Origin of the sequence: Flammeovirga pacifica (assembly GCF_000807855.2) — a bacterium.
In the GTDB taxonomy this organism is placed as follows: Bacteria; Bacteroidota; Bacteroidia; order Cytophagales; family Flammeovirgaceae; genus Flammeovirga; species Flammeovirga pacifica.
The window spans coordinates 3,434,252-3,452,418 of sequence record NZ_JRYR02000001.1 but is presented as its reverse complement, the minus strand read 5'-3'; the positions used below and the strand labels follow the sequence as shown (position 1 = coordinate 3,452,418).

Below are 18,167 nucleotides of genomic sequence, written 5' to 3'. Positions count from 1 at the left end.
CATTTTTTATAAAAAATAGTACTATTTAGATGGAAGTATTTTTCCTTTTGCTTCTCCAAAACCAATTCTTACTCCATCTTTTTCACACCATCCTTTCATAATAACTGTATCGTTATCTTCTAAAAATGTTCTTTCTGTTCCATCAGAAAGGGTAATCGGTTCAGTACCGTTCCAAGTCAATTCCAATAAAGAACCAAAGCTATTTTTTGTAGGTCCTGATATTGTACCTGAAGCACACATATCTCCTATATTTAAATTACAACCATTCACTGTTTGATGTGCCAATTGCTGACTCATACTCCAATACAAATACTTAAAGTTAGAGTTACAAATTACTTGAGGAGCTAATCCTTCTGCTTGTAAACTAACCTCTAATTGAATATCAAATGCTTTGGGTCCTGAGGTTTGTAAATAAGATAAAGGAGTAGGAGATTGTTCTGGTCCTGAAGTTCTAAATGGTGCTAATGCTTCTAATGTCACTACCCAAGGAGAAACTGTTGAGCCAAAGTTTTTACCTAAGAAAGGCCCTAAAGGAACATATTCCCATTTTTGAATATCTCTAGCTGACCAATCGTTAAATAGCATCATACCAAAAATATAATCTTCAGCATTATCCGCTTCTACTGTATCTCCTAATTCTGTAGATTTTCCCACGACAAACGCCATTTCCAATTCAATATCCATTCTTGATGAAGGACCATAAACTGGACTTTCGGCATTGGGTGGCATTTTTTGTCCTTTTGGTCGATGTAAATCAGTTCCTGATACAACAATAGAAGAGGCTCTGCCATGATAACCTACTGGAATATGTTTCCAATTTGGCATCAATGCATTGTCTTTCCCCCTAAACATTATACCTACATTTGTAGCATGTTCTTCTGATGAATAAAAATCTGTATAATCACCAATACGAACAGGAAGATATAAAGTAACATCATTTTGATGAGTTAAGCTTTCTATACCTATCGTCTTATTACCTTCAGAGAGTAGTTCAAAAATATCTTGTCTTACTTTTTGATGCACTTCTTTTCCTAGTGCCATAAAATCGTTTAAAACATCAGTAGAAAATACTTTTTTATCCTTTACAGATAAATGATGTCCTACTTTTTCAAGATCCAATATATGGTCTCCTATAGCTACACCAATCCTTTTTTGTGGATTGTCTTTTGAAGAAAAAATACCATAGGGAAGGTTTTGAATTGGGAAGTCTGAATTCTCAGGAATAGCTACCCAAGATTTTGCTTTAGGATTGTGTGTGTTGTTTAACATAAAGTGATGTGTTTATAATAGTTCTAAGTCTTCTAAATCTTACTTTCTAATTCTAGTTGACTCTTGGTGTAAGTTTTGCTTATTCGCAATATTTTAAGTTTATTGTTTATGAAGATAATCATAACAAGGTAGTTTTTTCTCTAAAATAATTAGAGTTTTTTTATAACAGTTCAAACTACCAATTGTTATTTATCTACCTACCATAGCGTAGCTTTACAATTCAATTCTGTCGAAATATACCAATAGATAGCTATAATGGAAAATGTAATTATTACTTCTGATCAGAACGTTCAAAATATTGAAGATATATTCATTCATTTAAGAAAGAATACACAAGCAATTAAAGACACTAATGCAAAGCAAAGGATTAAAAAATTAAAGAGCTTAGAGAAGTATATTTTAGATCATAGATCAGAAATTCAGAGTGCTATACACCACGATTTCAAGAAAAATCCAACTGAAACTGATGCCACAGAAATACTATCAACATTAGGTTTACTTAGACATACTAAAAAGAATTTAAAGAAATGGATGAAGCCAACAAAAGTAGGTACACCATTAAGTATGCTTGGCACTTCTTCCAAAGTTATTGAGGAACCTAAAGGAGTTTGTTTAATTATATCTCCTTGGAATTATCCTTTTTATTTAGCTATTGGTCCGCTTATTTATGCTATTGCTGCAGGGAATACAGTTGCTTTAAAACCTTCAGAACTTTCTTCAAACACCTCTCTTTTTATAGAAAAGATGGTCAAAGAGTTATTTCCACCTGATGAGATCAACGTTATTTTGGGTGGTGTGGAAACTTCTACAAAACTACTTGAGAAAAAGTTTGATCATATTTTCTTTACAGGTAGCCCTCAAGTAGGTAAAGTGATTATGAATGCCGCAGCTAAACACCTCACTTCTGTTACTTTGGAACTAGGAGGGAAATCTCCTACAGTACTTTTAAATGATACAGACTTAAAAGATGCTGCAGACAAAATTACATGGGGTAAATTTATCAATGCCGGTCAGACATGTATTGCTCCTGATTATTGCTTAATTCCAAAAGAACTGGAAACTCAATTTATTGATCAGATGCAAAATACCATCAATGAGTTTTACTCTCCTGATGGTGAAATTATTGAGCTTTCTAAAGATTTTGCAAGAATCATTTCTAAAAAACATTTCTTGAGACTTCAACATTTAATTCATGATGCTGCAGAAAAAGGAGCGACTGTAATGATGAATGGAGAAATGCATGAAGATTCTAAATATATTCCTCCAACAATTATTAGCAACGTTTCTGACGATATGCTCATCATGCAAGAAGAAATTTTTGGTCCAATTTTACCAATCAAAACCTACACACAAATAGAGGAGGCTTTGTCTTATATTTCTTCTAAAGAAAAACCATTAGCATTATATATCTTCGGACAAAAGAAGAAAGATATAAATCATGTATTGAAAAATACTACAGCAGGTGGTACTTCAATTAATGAAACTGTCATACATATCAATAACCCTGAATTACCTTTTGGTGGGGTTAATAATAGTGGCATAGGGAAATCTCATGGTATATATGGTTTTAAAGGATTTAGTAATCAAAGAGCTATTTTGAAAAATAGAGTAGGCATGACGGGCATCAAACCTGTCTATCCTCCTTATGGTAATTTGGCTACAAAACTTTTAGATTTTATCATTACAAAGCTTTGAATCGACAATAATTAAAACAGAAAATAGGGTAAACTCCTTCTATTTTCCCATATCAAAATGAATACTAAATACAATAGAAAAAATTTTGATATGATACATTTTAATAGTTTTTCGAAAAGCCTTGCTTTACTGATTACCTTCATTTCAGTTTTTAATATCACATCCAATGCATGTTCATTTTTTAAATATCATGCCAATGGAAACACCTACATTGGTCGTACAATGGAGGCTCCAATGGAAATGGATGAAGAATTAGTTATTGTCCCTCAAAATTATGACTTACACGGTATTACAACTACCTATGGATTTGTAGGAATTAAACACGGGGATACTGAATGGATATCTTCTGGTATGAATGAACATGGTGTTAATGTTGAAGTTTTAGCTTTAGGCGAAAGTCAATATGCTCCAAAAGGTACAGGCGATATCAACCATTTAGAAGTAGCAAGTTACGTTTTAGCAAAAGCAAAAACTGTAGATGAAGCTATCGAGCTTTTAAGTAAAATTAAAGTTGATGTTACTCCAATTTCAGTAAGTCATGATATGGAAATTGGGATGCACTATGCAATCACAGATGCGAAAAGATCTGTTGTAATAGAATACCTTAACGGAAAAGGAACGCCAGAAGTATATGAAAATAACCTTGGTGTATTGACAAATGATCCTAATTATGTGGATCAAGAATTAATGGCACAAGCGCTTATTAATGGTAGTACCTTAGAAAATGGTCTTACTAAGTTCCCTGATGAGTTATTTACTAGATTTAATAAATCACCACACGAGCGTTTTCAACAATTAGTAGCTTACAATTTCACACAAGACTTATCAAGAGTAAAAACAGATTTTGATGGTGTAAATAGAGCGTGGGCTATGGTAAATGCTTTAGAAATTGTGCAAGGTACTTTATACTGGAAATTCGTTGATCCAAAACCTCAAATGGTAGGTTATTCTATAGTTGTTGATGTTAATAATAAAGCATATCACTTTAGAACTTATGATAATATGGATATTAGAAAAGTGGATATAAATGATATCAATTTCGCTACAGTGAAGTATCAAACACAAGATATTTACAGAAATAAAAATACTTATAGTAATGTAGAAATCAATTAATAATTGATTGATTATATTTCGATTTAAAATAAAAAATCTAGCTTGAAAATGATCAGGCTAGATTTTTTATTTATATACTTTGCTTATCAATTACTTCAACTTCTCTAGCAGCTTTCTGATATGATGAAACTGAGGAGCCTTAATCAATAGATCTTCTAATTGTTTTACATAAGCTTCTACTAATTCTGGTAGATCATTTTTTTGCATCAATAAATGTTGCCCCACTAACCAATATGCACGCTCTGCAATACTCATATTATCTCCATATTGTTGATAATGCTTTGGTAACAAATTAGAAAGTCTCCATACACGCATAAAACCTAAAAAATTAGGTAATTGTTGGTTACATGAAATAGCTATCTCCAAAAGAGAATAATAACTTTTAGGTCTTTCTAAACTAGGGTGATACTTCATGTCTTTGATCATCAACATTAAATCATTGGCTTTTGCAAATTGCTGATTTTCGATCTGTTGCATCACCACTTGATACAAAACGCGAGTACCTGATACTTGAAGTTTATCTGCCTCTAGAGGTACATAGTCCACAAATACAGAAAAAAGGTCAGAAAAGGAATCAATATTATTTTCCTCATAAGCTACCTTTATCATATCGTATAATACCCATGCCATGGCAGCTTGAAGGGATTCATCATCTGGAGATAATTCTAATAATCTTCTAGCAGTAATAAATGCCTCTTGATACTTTCCTTCCTCTCTAAGAGAATATATTTCTGTAACTGAATACATTCTTATTTCAATCTATCTTTAAAACGATTTTCTCTATCTTTTTGCTTTCTACCTGTTAGCTTCTTTAACCCTACTTTTACACCTAATAAAAGAAAGCAAAATCCACCTAACTTTAAATTCTCAGTATAATCTAATCCTTTTTTCCAGTCGTAGTAAGCCAGTATTAAAAATGAAATTCCGGCAATAGCAAAAATAAAATTCACTAACCAATCAAATCCTTTTCCCATTTTGTTTAGTCTATTTATTGATTATTTGAGTTCATGATTACAGCATAAACTTACAAAAAAAAGAGTAAGTGATCAGTTAAAAACCTTCCCACTTACTCCTTCTATTTTTATTGAGGCTTCTTCTAAGAGAAGTCTTAACTACTTATCGAATGATAGAACCTTCAGATAATTGTCCTGTTGGTGATACAAACGATAAACTTCCGTCTTTATCCTCAGCCATCAAAATCATACCTTGAGATTCTACTCCTCTAATTTTTCTTGGAGCCAAGTTAACCAATACAGAAACTTGTTTACCAATAATATCTTCAGGAGCAAAGAACTCTGCAATACCACTTACAATCGTTCTCTTATCAATTCCTGTATCAACAGTAAGTTTTAAAAGCTTCTTCGCTTTCTTTACCTTTTCAGCTTCTAAGATTGTTCCCACTCTAATATCCATTTTTTGGAAATCATCGAAAGAAGTTTCTTCTTTTTGAGGCTCTACAGGTTGTTGAGCGATTTTAGTTTTCTCTAATTTTTCAATTTGTGCTTCAATGGTTTTATCATCTACTTTGCTAAATAATAATTCAGCAGGAGCAAGACGATCATATGCTGTTATCAATTCGGGGTTACCCACTTGAGACCAGTCTAATGATTCCATTCCTAACATATTTTGAAGCTTCTTTGCTGTATTTGGCAAGAAAGGATCAATAGTGATCGCTAAATTACCAGCAATTTGAAGCGCCATGTTCAGAATAGTTTTTACCAATTCAGGATCTTGTTTGAACAATTTCCAAGGCTCAGTATCTGCAAGGTATTTGTTACCTAAACGAGCCAATTTCATTGCTTCAATTAATCCTTCTTTAAACTTGTATTGCCCAATTAGTTTTTCAACTCTTAATGGAATTGCTTTCATCTCTGCGATGATGTTTTGTTCCATTTCAGTAAACTCCCCAGCAACAGGAACTTCACCTTTAAAGTACTTATGAGTTAATACTACAGCTCTATTTACAAAGTTACCCAAGATAGCTACCAATTCGTTATTCACACGTTCTTGATAATCTTTCCAAGTAAACTCTGAATCTTTATTTTCAGGAGCAATCGAAGTCAACACATATCTTAATTCATCTTCTCTATCCGGAAGATCTTCTAAGTATTCATGCAACCAAACTGCCCAATTTCTTGATGTCGATAATTTTGCACCCTCTAAGTTTAAGAACTCATTGGCAGGGACGTTATCAGGAAGGATAAAGTCGCCATGTGCTTTTAGAATAATTGGGAAAATGATACAGTGGAATACGATATTGTCTTTACCAATAAAGTGTACAAGCTTAGTATCCGCTTTTTTCCAATAATCTTCCCAGTTTTTACCTTCTTTTGAAGCCCAATCTTTTGTAGCAGAAATATATCCAATTGGCGCATCCAACCAAACATACAATACTTTTCCATCTGCACCTTTAACAGGAACTTTTACACCCCAATCTAAATCTCTAGTCATGGCTCTTGGTTGTAATCCTTGGTCTAACCAAGATTTACATTGCCCCATAACTGAGTTTTTCCACTCCGATGGATCATGGTGTTCTCTACCGTCAAGTTTACCTTCAACGATCCACTCACGTACCCAATCTTCATGTTTATTCATTGGCAAGTACCAATGACGAGTTGTTTTTAAAGTTGGTGTTGCTCCAGTAATTGTCGATTTAGGATCGATCAAATCTGTAGGACTCAAAGAAGTACCACACTTTTCACACTGATCACCATAAGCACTATCGTTGCCACATTTTGGACAAGTACCCATGATATAACGATCGGCTAAAAACTGTTTTGCCTCTTCATCATAATATTGTTCTGATTCATTTAAATCAAAATTTCCATTCTCCTCTAGTTTCTTAAAGAAATCCTGAGCAGTTTCATGATGAACAGGAGAGGATGTTCTATGAAATAAATCGAATGATATACCAAACTTTTCAAAAGTATCACCTATCTGCTTATTGTATTTATCAATAATATCTTGAGGAGTTATGCCTTCTTTTTGTGCACGAATCGTAATGGCAGCTCCGTGCTCATCACTACCGCAAATAAAAGCGACATCTTTTCCTTTCTGACGTAATGATCTTACATAAATATCTGCTGGTAAATATGCACCAGCAATGTGCCCAATATGAAGGGGGCCATTCGCATAAGGTAATGCTGCAGTTACTGTGTATCTATTATAATGTTTTGACATGTAGTGTCTTCTTGTTTTTACAGATCCAACGACTTTTTCCATTAATCGACAAAGTCGATGGCAAAGTTAAATAATTTGATCAAGTTTATCACTTGTTTGTCCTTTGAATAACAGATGTTTTGATAAATAGGATGATTTCAAAGAATTGAAACTCTTATCTATCTCAATTAATTGATAAATCACCTTAGTTTTCTTTCGTTTTTAAGAGCTATAGCTCCTCAAGCTTCATTTAGTTCTAAACATTTATTTGTACAATAAATCATTTACTTTACTTTTGCGTTTACCTTATGTGAAATAATCATTCAATTATTATTAATGAAAAAGGTGATGCAAAAAGGAGAGGAGTGGTTCGATCAGTGGTTTAATACCCCTTATTATCATATTCTATATTCTAATAGAGATTTTAAGGAAGCTGAAGAGTTTATGAGAGTTTTATCTTCTCACCTTGAATTAAAAACTAACGATAAAGTACTCGATTTAGCTTGTGGAAAAGGAAGACATTCTATCTTTTTAAACAAGTTAGGATACGATGTTGAAGGCATTGATTTATCCACAGAAAGTATTCAATATGCCAAAGAATTTGAGAATGATCACCTCCAATTCAATACTCACGATATGAGAGAGTTGTATAAGAAAGAAGAATATGATTATATCTTCAACTTATTCACATCATTTGGCTATTTTGAGACAGAAGAAGAAGATTTACAAGCTTTACAAATGATTGCTCACAGTTTGAAAAAAGGGGGGAAGTTTGTTCTCGATTATTTCAATACTTATAAAGTCATCAACAGTTTACCGGAAAAGTCGGAGATAAATCGTCAAGATATGACTTTTCATGTGCACAAGTATTTGAAAAATCGTCATGTAATGAAAGAAATTGCTTTTACTGATGAAGGAAAAGATTACTTATTCACAGAAAGGGTAGAAGCGTTGAAAAATAAAGATTTTAGATACCTTTTTGAAGCTGTAAATCTAAAAATTGTTCACACTTTTGGAGATTATCAACTGAATAAGTTCGAAAGAGAGAAATCTGATCGAATGATCTTCGTTGTAGAAAAGTTATAAACAGAAAAGGCGTCAAATGTTGATATTTGACGCCTTTTTTATAAAATTCATCAGTTAGTTATTATTTTCATAACTGATTTTATCTCTTGTATTTTTTTGAATGGTGATTGCACTAAAAATACTTAACAAGAATCCAAAAGCATAAAAACCTTTTTCACTTGGTAGTATTTCTGCATTAAATAAACCTAATGTTAACAAGGCTATTGAGGCAATCAAAGAGAACCAACTTATTCCATAATACAAGTTTGATACTTGTATAAATTCTTCTTTGTCTCTTACCGATTTTTGTACGGAAATAGCTGAAAATAAAGCAAAAAGCATTACTGTTAAATAATATCCTTTTTCGTTTAATTCCATTTCTGCTCTAAATAAACCAATAAAATATCCGGCAACGCCAGCGATAAAAGCTACCCAAGAAGAGATAGTATAGGCATTAGATGGTTTAGCACTCATAATTCAAATGTTTCGTGAAAAATCAACAGTTTGGAAAAACTGTCGTACATCAAGGCTTGAAAGAGTAATACGTATTACCTTGATGAGTTTAATTGTTCTTTGAAACGTGAATGATTTTAAATAGGTTGTAATCTTGAATAAGAAAATGAATATTCAATCATTATTTAACATTTACCAACAAATTGTTGATAAAAATTACATAAACTCCGAATTTTCAACTTACGATTTATTGATATTATCGCCTCTCAGGAGTCTAAATCTCTTTCTAGCATCTACTTCATAGCTTGAGCCTTTATATTTGATCAGATGGTCTTTAAAGTAGTGCATAGCCTCTTCTTTGTTCTTTAGATGATCTTGATAAATGACCCCAAGTAGATAATTAGCATCATCAGCCCAAATATCATAACCGTGGAACTCTAAAATTTCTTTTAGTGGTTCTACAGCTTCTTCATAATTTCCAAGCTTTATCAACAATTGTGATTTAGCCCAAAGAATTTCATCTGTTAAACGGTGTCCTTTGAAATTAGCTAACATTTGATCATAACTTTTCAACGCATTTTCATATTGTCCCTGAAAAACCAACAAATCAACTTTTGCATAAGCTTCCATTGCTAAAGAAGTTGTATCAAGATTTAAATTATCGGCAATTAAAAGTGAAAGTGCCATCGCATCATTACTTATCGTTCTTGATGTAGCCAATTTTAAAACATCTAATTGTGATTGTGCTAATCTGAAATCTCCTGTGTAATAATGAAGTTTGGCATTTTTTAGTTTTGCTTCATGTCCAATCTTTAATTCACGATTACTCTTAGCCACTTGTGAATAAAGTAAAGAAGCCTCCCAAGGTTCATCTTTTAAAAGATAAATATCTCCTAAATCTAGTTTTGCTTGTGACACCAAAGACTTAGGAATATTACGATTGTCAATAATTTGTTTTAATTCTGATATGGCTGAATCTCTTTGATTCAAATAGAAAGCTTGTAACAAAGCCATATTCCTCATTGCATCTCCAGTTTGAGCGTTTAACCCAATTTCTTTTATAATTTGTTGGTAATCTTTGACTAGAGATTCAATTTGATTTCTATCGATAGGGTAGGTGCTTTTTACTATTTCTTCTTTCGTTTCAATTAGAAATTTTCTAGCCACAGGATAAACCGCATATTCTTTATATCTGTCTACCAAATACTGGAAGATCTTCTGTGCATTTTTATAATCTTGATTATTCTTGGCTAATCGACCAATCTCTAAAATTTTATAACCTTCTAATCTTAGCCTCTTGTCCAAGGCTCTTGCTTGAATAAACGCACCATAAAATTTCTTTTGTTGAAGATAATACCATACAATCATCTCATTAAATACAGTCATGTCTGCATTCTTCTGGACCTTCGTAAGTAATTTCGGCTCTAATAGGTCAAATTCTTCCTCTGAGACTAGTCTGTCTTGTAAAGCGACTTGGACATACTCTAACTGATCGGGTTTCACAGAGAGCAATTTAAGGTACTCATCGATCATCAAGTCTTTTTTCCCAGATTTATTGTAGAGGTCTGCCAACTCATAGAAGAACATCTCTCCAGTTATTTTCTCACCTTCTTTGTAACTGTATTCAGCATAATCGTATAAACCTAGGTCAGCACAATACAAAGCCGTATATCTAAGCTTAGTGGTATTGTTCACAATTTGTTTGACATAGGTATGAAAATACTTATCCGCATGCACTGTATCTTTCTCTATCAACTTTACTCTACAATAATCCACCTGATACGTAGAATTCTCAGAATTTGATTTTACCAGCTTTTTTAAATATTTATCTGCTTCTTTCAATAATTCCTTTTTTAAAAGAATACTTAAATAGTTTTCATGGATTTGACTGATCAACTCTTTTTGTTTTACAAGATCACGATACAACTCCAAAGCTTTATCAAACTCTTCTGTTTTATAATATTCCTGGGCCAGTTCTAATTTCTCTTCCGTTTTATTTTGAGCCCACCCATTTTGAGTTAGAAGAAATAGACCTCCGAGAAAAAGGAAGAGTAATCTGATTTTTTGAGATATGGAGGTTTTCAACATTTCCTTAAAAGATAAATAATAGAAAAATAAAAATTTTAAATTCTTTCTTATTGTTATTAGGGCTGTGTATAAGTTGATAAAACGGTTTACTCACAGGAATATTAAGCTTACACACATTTCTATTCAATAGTCAATTGTAGTATAATGTATACAATAACAGTGTTTTATGATGCTTTTCAACATAACTAACACAAAACACCCTACTAAAGTTATTCAGTTAAATACTGTGTTTAGAAGCGCCCTTTTGAAGTGAATATTCTTATCCACACCTCTGTGAAGAGCGTGAATAAGTCCAATTTGTGAACTAATGTGGATAAAAACACCACTTATCAATAATTTCACTCACTAATCACACTAACTCACATTTACTGTGTGAATAATGTGGATAAGATACAGTTATATCTTCTAAATGTACAATTACTAAACTTTAGCCTTTCTGATGTCAAGTTTTGATACATTATTTATATGAATATACACAATCTTACCTTTTTTAAATCATTTTATTGATTAAAAATTAATCGAGCTATGTGAATAGCTTTTTGATTTGATTTCATCAAGAAATACACATTTTCTAATTCTCTATAAACATAGTTACTCCAATTATAAATACCTTAAAACAACCTAATTATTAAACATCCTGTGAATAGCACTTTTGTTGATATGTGAATTTAGGGATATATATTAAGTGTTATTTGTCTGATAATCAATATATAAGAGTGTATTTACCCCTTGTGATTAACCCATTTGCTGTTTGTTACTTAGTGGATAATCATTGAAACTTAACTTTTGTTGATAAAACTGTTGATAACTACCTAAGTTATCAACAGTTTTAAGAATGAGGTGTGAATATTAATGTGTAAAACTCATAAATCCCTTATAATGAGTACCTAAAGTGTGCTTTGAGTTAAACTATAGTCTTATTGCCCAAAACCTTTAAAACTATGCTTTAAACGTAGTTTTTTTAATATTTTTTAAGAAGTATTTATATAAGATTATGGATTTTACAACTTTATAAAAACTTATTCACACATTCTGTACTGTATAGGTGCTTTAACAATGAGTTCATTATCAAATTAGTAATTTAATAGTAGGTATTGTATGTAAAAAAGCCTTTTAAATAATTGATATTTAAAAGGCTTTTCGATAGATCAACAAGAAGTTATTTACCCTCTAGGTAAAATCAGATTAATAAATGATTCTTTGATATGATCACTTAAGTAAGCAGAGTAGTTTTCACTACCATTTTTAAACAATAAGAGATACTCAGTTTCATTTCCTAATGATTGATATAACGTCATCATAGATTGTGTATTGTTCGAATTAGAAAATAAGATTCCTTTCTGCGTTTTTATTTTATCGTATTTCTGATCATTATATTTTAAGATGATAGGAGATAGAGTGATATCCTCTTGAATATTATTTTCTGATTTTAAACTAAAGAAACGAATAGGTTTACTTTTCAATAAAACTTTTTGATGTTCAATTTCTAAATGATGAAATATAGAGACACCATCTATATGATTTCCTACAAACTCATAAACAATAGAATTATCGTCCCATTCATATTGCTGTTTTTTTGTAATCGTATAATCTTCTAAACTTATTTTTATCACCCCACCTTTTTCTATACTTTCAATTCCTACGTTGGTAGGATCATAATATTTTTTTGTTGGTGTGGCTTTTATTTCCAAGTTAGGTTTATATTCTCCAGCAATCACTTCATTTTTTATACCTAAATATTCCTCTAGTACATTTTCTAAATTCTTCATTTCATAACTCTCTTTTTCAAACCAACTCCCATTAATAACTTGGTCGTCTTTATTCGAGTTGTGATATGCAATATTTAATGAATAGACTTTAGTAAAAGAGTCATTATTTTTTTGAATTTTTTTAATTTCCTCAGTTACATAAAATTGTTTGATGTCTTGGATTTCAACTTCAAAAGCTCCACCATTGTTGATAGGAGGAATAGGAGAGGTCCATATTTTTAATTTTTTGTGATCAACAGTTATGGTAGTCTTATTTAATATACTTGTAGCAATTCTATAAATTAAGAATGCTCCAGCTCCTACATGAGCAAGTGGAAAAATCATACCGATAAGATTATTTGACTCTATTGCATTACCATACCAAAAAAATATAAAACCAATCCAAGGAATGGCAAAAAGCATTTCGAATAATATTGATGATCGAAACCATTTAATTTCTATCGTTAAGTTTTCAGAAGTTTGTTTAATATCCATTTATTCTATTTCAAGATTTTAGTTTGCAAAAAAAAAACTAACCTAAGTAATTTCAACTTAAGTTAGTTTTTAAAAAATTTTACACCAAAGAATATTTATCTTTTATCTGTATCAATAATAGTATCCTCTCGTCTTATTTCCCAATTAGCTTCTACTTTGATTGGTGAAGGAAAAAAAGCAGTTGGTTCTGGTGGAATCCTATTTTTAAAATCTCCAGGGAACCATTCACCATCTCCATTTTCATCAATAAGAACTCTAATTTTATAAGTAGCAGGTTTTACAAATTCGAAAGAAAACTTTCTTTCATTATGTACTTCCATATAAGGTTCATTTTTACTATCCAATAGTTGAACTGTAAAATGATCATGACTACCTTTTACTTCGCCTTCAATAATTCCATATTTATCTGGTTGTTTGATAGTGAAGGATACAGTTTTATTTTTTGTTGAATCTCCTTTTACAGAAACAAAAGAGTTATCCTTAAAGATGATACTAAAAGCAGAGTCAGCATAAAACCCAGGAATAGTTAACTGAGTATGATCGTGGTTAAATGATAAATCAACATTATTTACATCTAACAAACTATCTAGTTGTACTGTATCGGTACTCCATACATACATCATACTATCAAGATTCCATTCTTTCATTGGTAGTGGAAATTTCAGAACTACATCCACAGAATCTTTTTCTTTTATATCAGCATCAATAGGTAAGAATTTATCAAAACTAATTCTTACAATTTCTTCTTCTTCTTTTTCTGCGCCTAAAGCATTACCTACTTGCTTTAATGCACCACCAATTAAACCTCCATTCTTTTTTCTTTCTTCTCTTTTCTGCTCTGCTAAAAATTCTGATTTACTCGGAAATAAAATCAAAGTATCGTATTCCACTTTAGTATTTAAAGAGTCTATTGCATAACCTTTGACATGAACGGAATCTTCAATATCTCTTAAACCTGTATACAATAATTTGATTTCTCCGGTGCCAGAAGGCATACTAAAAATACTATCTGTATAAGAGTTTTTATCTGGCAACTCTAATCTATAATCGACAACAAATTTATTGAACTGAAGATGAATATCTTCTTTTTCTTTTTTAGGACGATTAAATTTAAGATCTACTAAATCATAATCTCTAACATATAATGTAACACCATCAATATTTTGATCTAGAAGAATAGAGTCAGGGAAGAAGCCTACTTTTTCCTCTCTCAAAGTATATTTATAATCTTCATTAGCATCTTTGATGGCATAGATAGTATAATACCCTGGTTTAAATCTTTCTAAAATAAATAAACCTTCTTTTACAGTTTTAGAAAAATATAATGGAGGATCAGTATTTACATCAAGTGAATCATACGGATTGTATAAAGCAATGATCCCTTCTTCTATTGGTTCGTTTGTCATTAAATCTCTAACAGTACCTGTTACCTCAATAGAGTCTAAGTAAGAACCTGTACTAAAAGAAAATCGAACATTTTTTGCTGGGTTTTTTTCTGTTACATCTACAATAGCTTTTCCAAAATCAAAATAATAAGTGGTATTCGATTGTAGTGTATCCATTATATTCATAATGACCTTCCTACCAGAAATCTTTGTCTTATACTTCAGATCACTTTTATAAGGAGTGATGATAAGATTCTGTTTTAATTTTTCTTCTTGTATAGGTTCATCAAAATACAACGTTAATTTTAGCTTAGTACTATCCACATTTGTTTGTCCATCAAATGGAGTACTCGCTGTAAAATTTGGAGGAATCTCATCTTTTGGACCACCTGTAGGAGATGATACTACCGCACAACCATAAAGGCTTGAGGCAATTCCAATAGCAAGAATAGATTTTTTAAATAAGTTCATTAGTGGTAAGTGACTAATAAAAGCACATGAAAATAAAAGATTTCATGTGTTGATTTTTCTGAAATTTCAATTTACAAAATAAGGCATATCTCTTAAATAAGAGATATGCCTTTTATTAAAATTTAATCCTTTTTTATGCCTTTTTCTTATCAAGATAAACCATTAGTATAGTTACATCTGCAGGAGTAACTCCACTAATTCTTGATGCTTGACCTAATGTTAAAGGACCTACTTTAGATAATTTTTCTCTAGACTCAGATGAAAGAGAAGTAATTTCTCTAAAGTTAAACCCTTCTGGAATTTTATAGTTTTCCAATGTGGTTAACTTCTCTGCAATTTTTTCTTCTTTCTCGATATAAGATTCATACTTTAATAGTACCTCTGCTTCTTCTAAAGCTTTGATATCAAACTCTGCAAATGTTTCCTTTAATGAAGGAGCACATTCCATAGTTAAAGCCATTCCTACTTTTGTCTTCTTTAAAAACTTATCAGCCTTTAAACCATGAGACATAGTTTGTAAACCACTCGCTTCTAAATGTGGATTCGCATTTACTACTTTAACACTAGTCTCTTTTAAAGTTTCAATAGTAGTTTCAATTTGTTCTTTTTTCTTTTGAACAGCATTAAAACGTTCATCAGTTGCTAGACCTAATTGATGACCTAAATGTGTTAATCTAATGTCAGCATTATCTTGTCTAAGCAAGATTCTATACTCAGCACGAGAAGTAAACATTCTGTATGGCTCGTCTGTACCCTTATTGATAAGGTCATCAATAAGAACACCAATATAAGCTTCAGATCTTTTAAGGATAAAAGGCTCAGCTTCTACTACCTTATTATGAGCATTTATACCTGCCATCAAACCTTGTGATGCAGCTTCTTCATATCCTGTTGTACCATTAATCTGACCAGCAAAATATAAGTTCTCTATCAACTTAGTTTCTAATGTTGGTTTCAATTGAGTAGGAGGGAAGAAGTCATACTCAATAGCATATCCAGGTCTGAACATTTTAGCATTTTCAAAACCTTCAATTTTTCTCAATGCTTTGTATTGAACATCTTCAGGAAGTGAAGTTGAGAAACCATTGATATACATTTCACATGTATTCCAACCTTCGGGTTCAACAAATATTTGATGACGATCTCTCTCTGCAAAACGGTTGATTTTATCTTCAATTGATGGGCAGTATCTTGGTCCTAAACCTTGGATTCTACCATTAAACATTGGAGATCTATCAAAACCTGTTTTTAATATATCATGTACTTCATTACTAGTATAGGTAATAAAGCAACTTCTTTGTTTTGTAAGAGTTGTTGTTTGATCAGAGAAAGAGAACTTCTCAGGGTTTTCATCACCTGCTTGTTCTTGTAGTTTTTCCCAATTTAAAGAACGACCATCTACTCTTGGAGGAGTACCGGTTTTCATTCTACCTGCCTCAAAACCTAAAGCTACTAATTGTTCTGTTAAACCTTTTGCAGCGTGCTCACCACTACGGCCACCTCCAAATTGTTTTTCACCAATATGGATCAAACCATTTAAGAAAGTTCCGTTAGTAAGTACTACAGATTTGGTATTAAATACTACACCTAAACTTGTTTTTACTCCTGTGATTTTATCACCATCCATAACAAGTTCGGTTGCCATTTCTTGCCAAATATCAACATTCATATTTGCCTCAAGGGTATCTCTCCATTCTTGAGCAAACATCATTCTGTCACTTTGTGCTCTTGGACTCCACATAGCAGGTCCCTTTGATCTGTTTAGCATTCTAAACTGAATCATGGTTTTATCTGTTATAATACCAGACATACCACCAAGAGCATCTATTTCTCTTACAATTTGACCTTTAGCAACACCACCCATTGCTGGGTTACAACTCATCTGAGCGATGGTTTGCATATTCATAGTAATCAATAGGACTTTAGATCCTAAAGTAGCAGCAGCGTTAGCGGCCTCACATCCTGCGTGACCTCCGCCGATTACAATGACGTCATAAGATGGATACATTATTTTCTCCTTTTATTTTTTACTGTTCCACGTGGAACACTGATAATGCTTCAATGAAAAACATTAGGAAAGGAAATACTTATACAATCTTTTCCTAAAGTGATTTGACTAAAAATCAATACTTAACACAAGAAGTTTTTATAATTATTGTGTTAGTATTTTTATAATTTCTAATCCGAATGCAAAGATACATAATACATTGAATATTAAACCTTAATGTTTTCAACTAGTTATTTATAATTTATAATTCGATCAATCTTTTTTAATTATAATCTTTATGATCTATTATAAACAAAAGTTCCACGTGAAACATTTTGTATTAAATAATGTTTCACGTGGAACGTGATAAAATCTAAAGTTTAAAAATTAAACCAACCCTAAAGGTCTTTTTGCTAATTGATCCTCCTCAAGTTTTCTCATTTGTACGGCCTCTTCTTCTGATTTATCTTTAAAACCAAGAAGGTGAAGAATACCATGTATTAAAACTCTATGAAATTCATCCAATTGTTTAGTACCTAGATTTTTAGAGTTTTCTAAAATTCTTTCAATACTCACAAAAATATCAGATTCGATTTCGTTTTCATATTCTGAATTATCGAAGGTGATTATATCGGTGTAAGTATCATGATCTAAATACTCAACATTAACTTTATGAAGATACTCATCAGAGCAAAGAATATAATTGATACCTACAAGACTATAATTATGGTCTTGTATAACAGTTTGAATCCATTCTTTTACTAATGCTTCATTTTCTACATCAAAGGAAATATCTTCATTAAAAAAAGTAATATCACCCATTAAATGTAAAACGTTAAAGTGATAGCTCTACCTTCTTTTGAGAACTCAACTTCATCAGCTAAGTGTTTCATTAAGAAAATACCTCTTCCTCCAGGCTTATCAATATTCTCAGGAGCAGTAGGATCAGGTAAGGCATCATAATCAAAACCTTTACCTTCATCTTCTATAGTAAAGCCGATTTCTTTATCAGTAACATTAAGTTCTAAATGAACATTTTTTTCTTTATCATTTCTGTTACCATGGATGATTGCATTGTTTACTGACTCAGTAACGGCAATCATGATGTTACCATAAATATCATCATTAAAATTAAACTCATCACGAGCTTGATCAATAAAGCTCTCCGCTATACGAACGTTTTCTATTAGCGAAGGTATTTTTAATTTGAATGGTTTATTCATTGTACTTGTAGACATT

14 protein-coding genes are annotated in these 18,167 nt (G+C 31.7%); 3 read left to right on the top strand and 11 right to left on the bottom strand.

Annotated features, from left to right (window positions below; all coding sequences use genetic code 11):
* Nucleotides 1–21: 21 nt before the first annotated feature.
* Complete coding sequence (fahA, locus tag NH26_RS13480) at nucleotides 22–1,269, bottom strand: fumarylacetoacetase (RefSeq protein WP_044226134.1); 1,248 nt, start codon at nucleotides 1,267–1,269, stop codon at nucleotides 22–24.
* A 255-nt stretch (nucleotides 1,270–1,524) separates the two neighbouring features.
* Here fahA and NH26_RS13475 point away from each other — a divergent pair, with 255 nt between their 5' ends.
* Both NH26_RS13475 and NH26_RS13470 read left to right on the top strand, forming a co-directional pair.
* Nucleotides 1,525–2,964, top strand: coding sequence for an aldehyde dehydrogenase family protein (locus NH26_RS13475; protein WP_044226138.1), 1,440 nt, complete (start codon nucleotides 1,525–1,527; stop codon nucleotides 2,962–2,964).
* A 57-nt stretch (nucleotides 2,965–3,021) separates the two neighbouring features.
* The gene (locus NH26_RS13470) at nucleotides 3,022–4,077 is read left to right on the top strand and encodes a linear amide C-N hydrolase (RefSeq protein ID WP_052432139.1); all 1,056 of its coding nucleotides are present in this window, start codon (nucleotides 3,022–3,024) and stop codon (nucleotides 4,075–4,077) included.
* A 90-nt stretch (nucleotides 4,078–4,167) separates the two neighbouring features.
* On the opposite strand, the gene NH26_RS13465 is transcribed toward NH26_RS13470, so the two are convergent.
* The 3 genes from NH26_RS13465 to metG all read right to left on the bottom strand — a co-directional run bounded on the left by NH26_RS13465 (nucleotide 4,168) and on the right by metG (nucleotide 7,257).
* Nucleotides 4,168–4,824 (bottom strand): hypothetical protein, encoded by a 657-nt coding sequence (locus tag NH26_RS13465; protein WP_044226141.1) that lies wholly within the window; start codon nucleotides 4,822–4,824, stop codon nucleotides 4,168–4,170.
* A gap of 2 nt (nucleotides 4,825–4,826) precedes the next feature.
* Nucleotides 4,827–5,051 carry a hypothetical protein gene (locus tag NH26_RS13460; RefSeq protein WP_044226143.1) on the bottom strand — a complete coding sequence of 75 codons (225 nt, stop codon included), beginning with the start codon at nucleotides 5,049–5,051 and terminating at the stop codon, nucleotides 4,827–4,829.
* A gap of 142 nt (nucleotides 5,052–5,193) precedes the next feature.
* Nucleotides 5,194–7,257, bottom strand: coding sequence for a methionine--tRNA ligase (gene metG, locus NH26_RS13455; RefSeq protein ID WP_044226228.1), 2,064 nt, complete (start codon nucleotides 7,255–7,257; stop codon nucleotides 5,194–5,196).
* Between the two features lie 327 nt (nucleotides 7,258–7,584).
* Here metG and NH26_RS13450 point away from each other — a divergent pair, with 327 nt between their 5' ends.
* Entirely contained in the window at nucleotides 7,585–8,322 is a 738-nt protein-coding gene (locus NH26_RS13450) for an SAM-dependent methyltransferase (RefSeq protein WP_044226230.1), read from the top strand.
* Between the two features lie 54 nt (nucleotides 8,323–8,376).
* Here the strand turns inward: NH26_RS13450 and yiaA are convergent, their stop codons facing one another.
* From yiaA to NH26_RS13415, 7 genes are all read right to left on the bottom strand, one after another.
* The gene (gene yiaA / locus NH26_RS13445) at nucleotides 8,377–8,775 is read right to left on the bottom strand and encodes an inner membrane protein YiaA (RefSeq protein ID WP_044226145.1); all 399 of its coding nucleotides are present in this window, start codon (nucleotides 8,773–8,775) and stop codon (nucleotides 8,377–8,379) included.
* A gap of 219 nt (nucleotides 8,776–8,994) precedes the next feature.
* The gene (locus NH26_RS13440; protein ID WP_044226147.1) at nucleotides 8,995–10,842 is read right to left on the bottom strand and encodes a tetratricopeptide repeat protein; all 1,848 of its coding nucleotides are present in this window, start codon (nucleotides 10,840–10,842) and stop codon (nucleotides 8,995–8,997) included.
* 1,163 nt (nucleotides 10,843–12,005) lie between these two features.
* The gene (locus NH26_RS13435) at nucleotides 12,006–13,085 is read right to left on the bottom strand and encodes a hypothetical protein (protein ID WP_044226149.1); all 1,080 of its coding nucleotides are present in this window, start codon (nucleotides 13,083–13,085) and stop codon (nucleotides 12,006–12,008) included.
* A gap of 95 nt (nucleotides 13,086–13,180) precedes the next feature.
* On the bottom strand, nucleotides 13,181–14,941 hold the full coding sequence (locus NH26_RS13430) for an Ig-like domain-containing protein (protein WP_044226151.1): 1,761 nt from the start codon (nucleotides 14,939–14,941) through the stop codon (nucleotides 13,181–13,183).
* Nucleotides 14,942–15,074: 133 nt separating this feature from the next.
* Nucleotides 15,075–16,949, bottom strand: coding sequence for a tRNA uridine-5-carboxymethylaminomethyl(34) synthesis enzyme MnmG (mnmG, locus tag NH26_RS13425; protein WP_044226153.1), 1,875 nt, complete (start codon nucleotides 16,947–16,949; stop codon nucleotides 15,075–15,077).
* A 366-nt stretch (nucleotides 16,950–17,315) separates the two neighbouring features.
* Nucleotides 17,316–17,750, bottom strand: a complete 435-nt coding sequence (gene ybeY / locus NH26_RS13420) for an rRNA maturation RNase YbeY (protein WP_044226155.1) — start codon at nucleotides 17,748–17,750, stop codon at nucleotides 17,316–17,318.
* On the bottom strand, nucleotides 17,750–18,166 hold the full coding sequence (locus NH26_RS13415) for an ATP-binding protein (protein ID WP_242427329.1): 417 nt from the start codon (nucleotides 18,164–18,166) through the stop codon (nucleotides 17,750–17,752). Before NH26_RS13415 ends, ybeY begins: the two co-directional genes overlap by 1 nt.
* Nucleotide 18,167 lies beyond the last annotated feature (1 nt).

Excerpts from the sequence above, each read along its gene's own strand:
- fahA (WP_044226134.1), bottom strand. The coding sequence starts at position 1,269 with ATGTTAAACAACACACACAATCCTAAAGCAAAATCTTGGGTAGCTATT.
- NH26_RS13475 (WP_044226138.1), top strand. The coding sequence starts at position 1,525 with ATGGAAAATGTAATTATTACTTCTGATCAGAACGTTCAAAATATTGAA.
- NH26_RS13470 (WP_052432139.1), top strand. The coding sequence starts at position 3,022 with ATGAATACTAAATACAATAGAAAAAATTTTGATATGATACATTTTAAT.
- NH26_RS13465 (WP_044226141.1), bottom strand. The coding sequence starts at position 4,824 with ATGTATTCAGTTACAGAAATATATTCTCTTAGAGAGGAAGGAAAGTAT.
- NH26_RS13460 (WP_044226143.1), bottom strand. The coding sequence starts at position 5,051 with ATGGGAAAAGGATTTGATTGGTTAGTGAATTTTATTTTTGCTATTGCC.
- metG (WP_044226228.1), bottom strand. The coding sequence starts at position 7,257 with ATGTCAAAACATTATAATAGATACACAGTAACTGCAGCATTACCTTAT.
- NH26_RS13450 (WP_044226230.1), top strand. The coding sequence starts at position 7,585 with ATGCAAAAAGGAGAGGAGTGGTTCGATCAGTGGTTTAATACCCCTTAT.
- yiaA (WP_044226145.1), bottom strand. The coding sequence starts at position 8,775 with ATGAGTGCTAAACCATCTAATGCCTATACTATCTCTTCTTGGGTAGCT.
- NH26_RS13440 (WP_044226147.1), bottom strand. The coding sequence starts at position 10,842 with ATGTTGAAAACCTCCATATCTCAAAAAATCAGATTACTCTTCCTTTTT.
- NH26_RS13435 (WP_044226149.1), bottom strand. The coding sequence starts at position 13,085 with ATGGATATTAAACAAACTTCTGAAAACTTAACGATAGAAATTAAATGG.
- NH26_RS13430 (WP_044226151.1), bottom strand. The coding sequence starts at position 14,941 with ATGAACTTATTTAAAAAATCTATTCTTGCTATTGGAATTGCCTCAAGC.
- mnmG (WP_044226153.1), bottom strand. The coding sequence starts at position 16,949 with ATGTATCCATCTTATGACGTCATTGTAATCGGCGGAGGTCACGCAGGA.
- ybeY (WP_044226155.1), bottom strand. The coding sequence starts at position 17,750 with ATGGGTGATATTACTTTTTTTAATGAAGATATTTCCTTTGATGTAGAA.
- NH26_RS13415 (WP_242427329.1), bottom strand. The coding sequence starts at position 18,166 with ATGTCTACAAGTACAATGAATAAACCATTCAAATTAAAAATACCTTCG.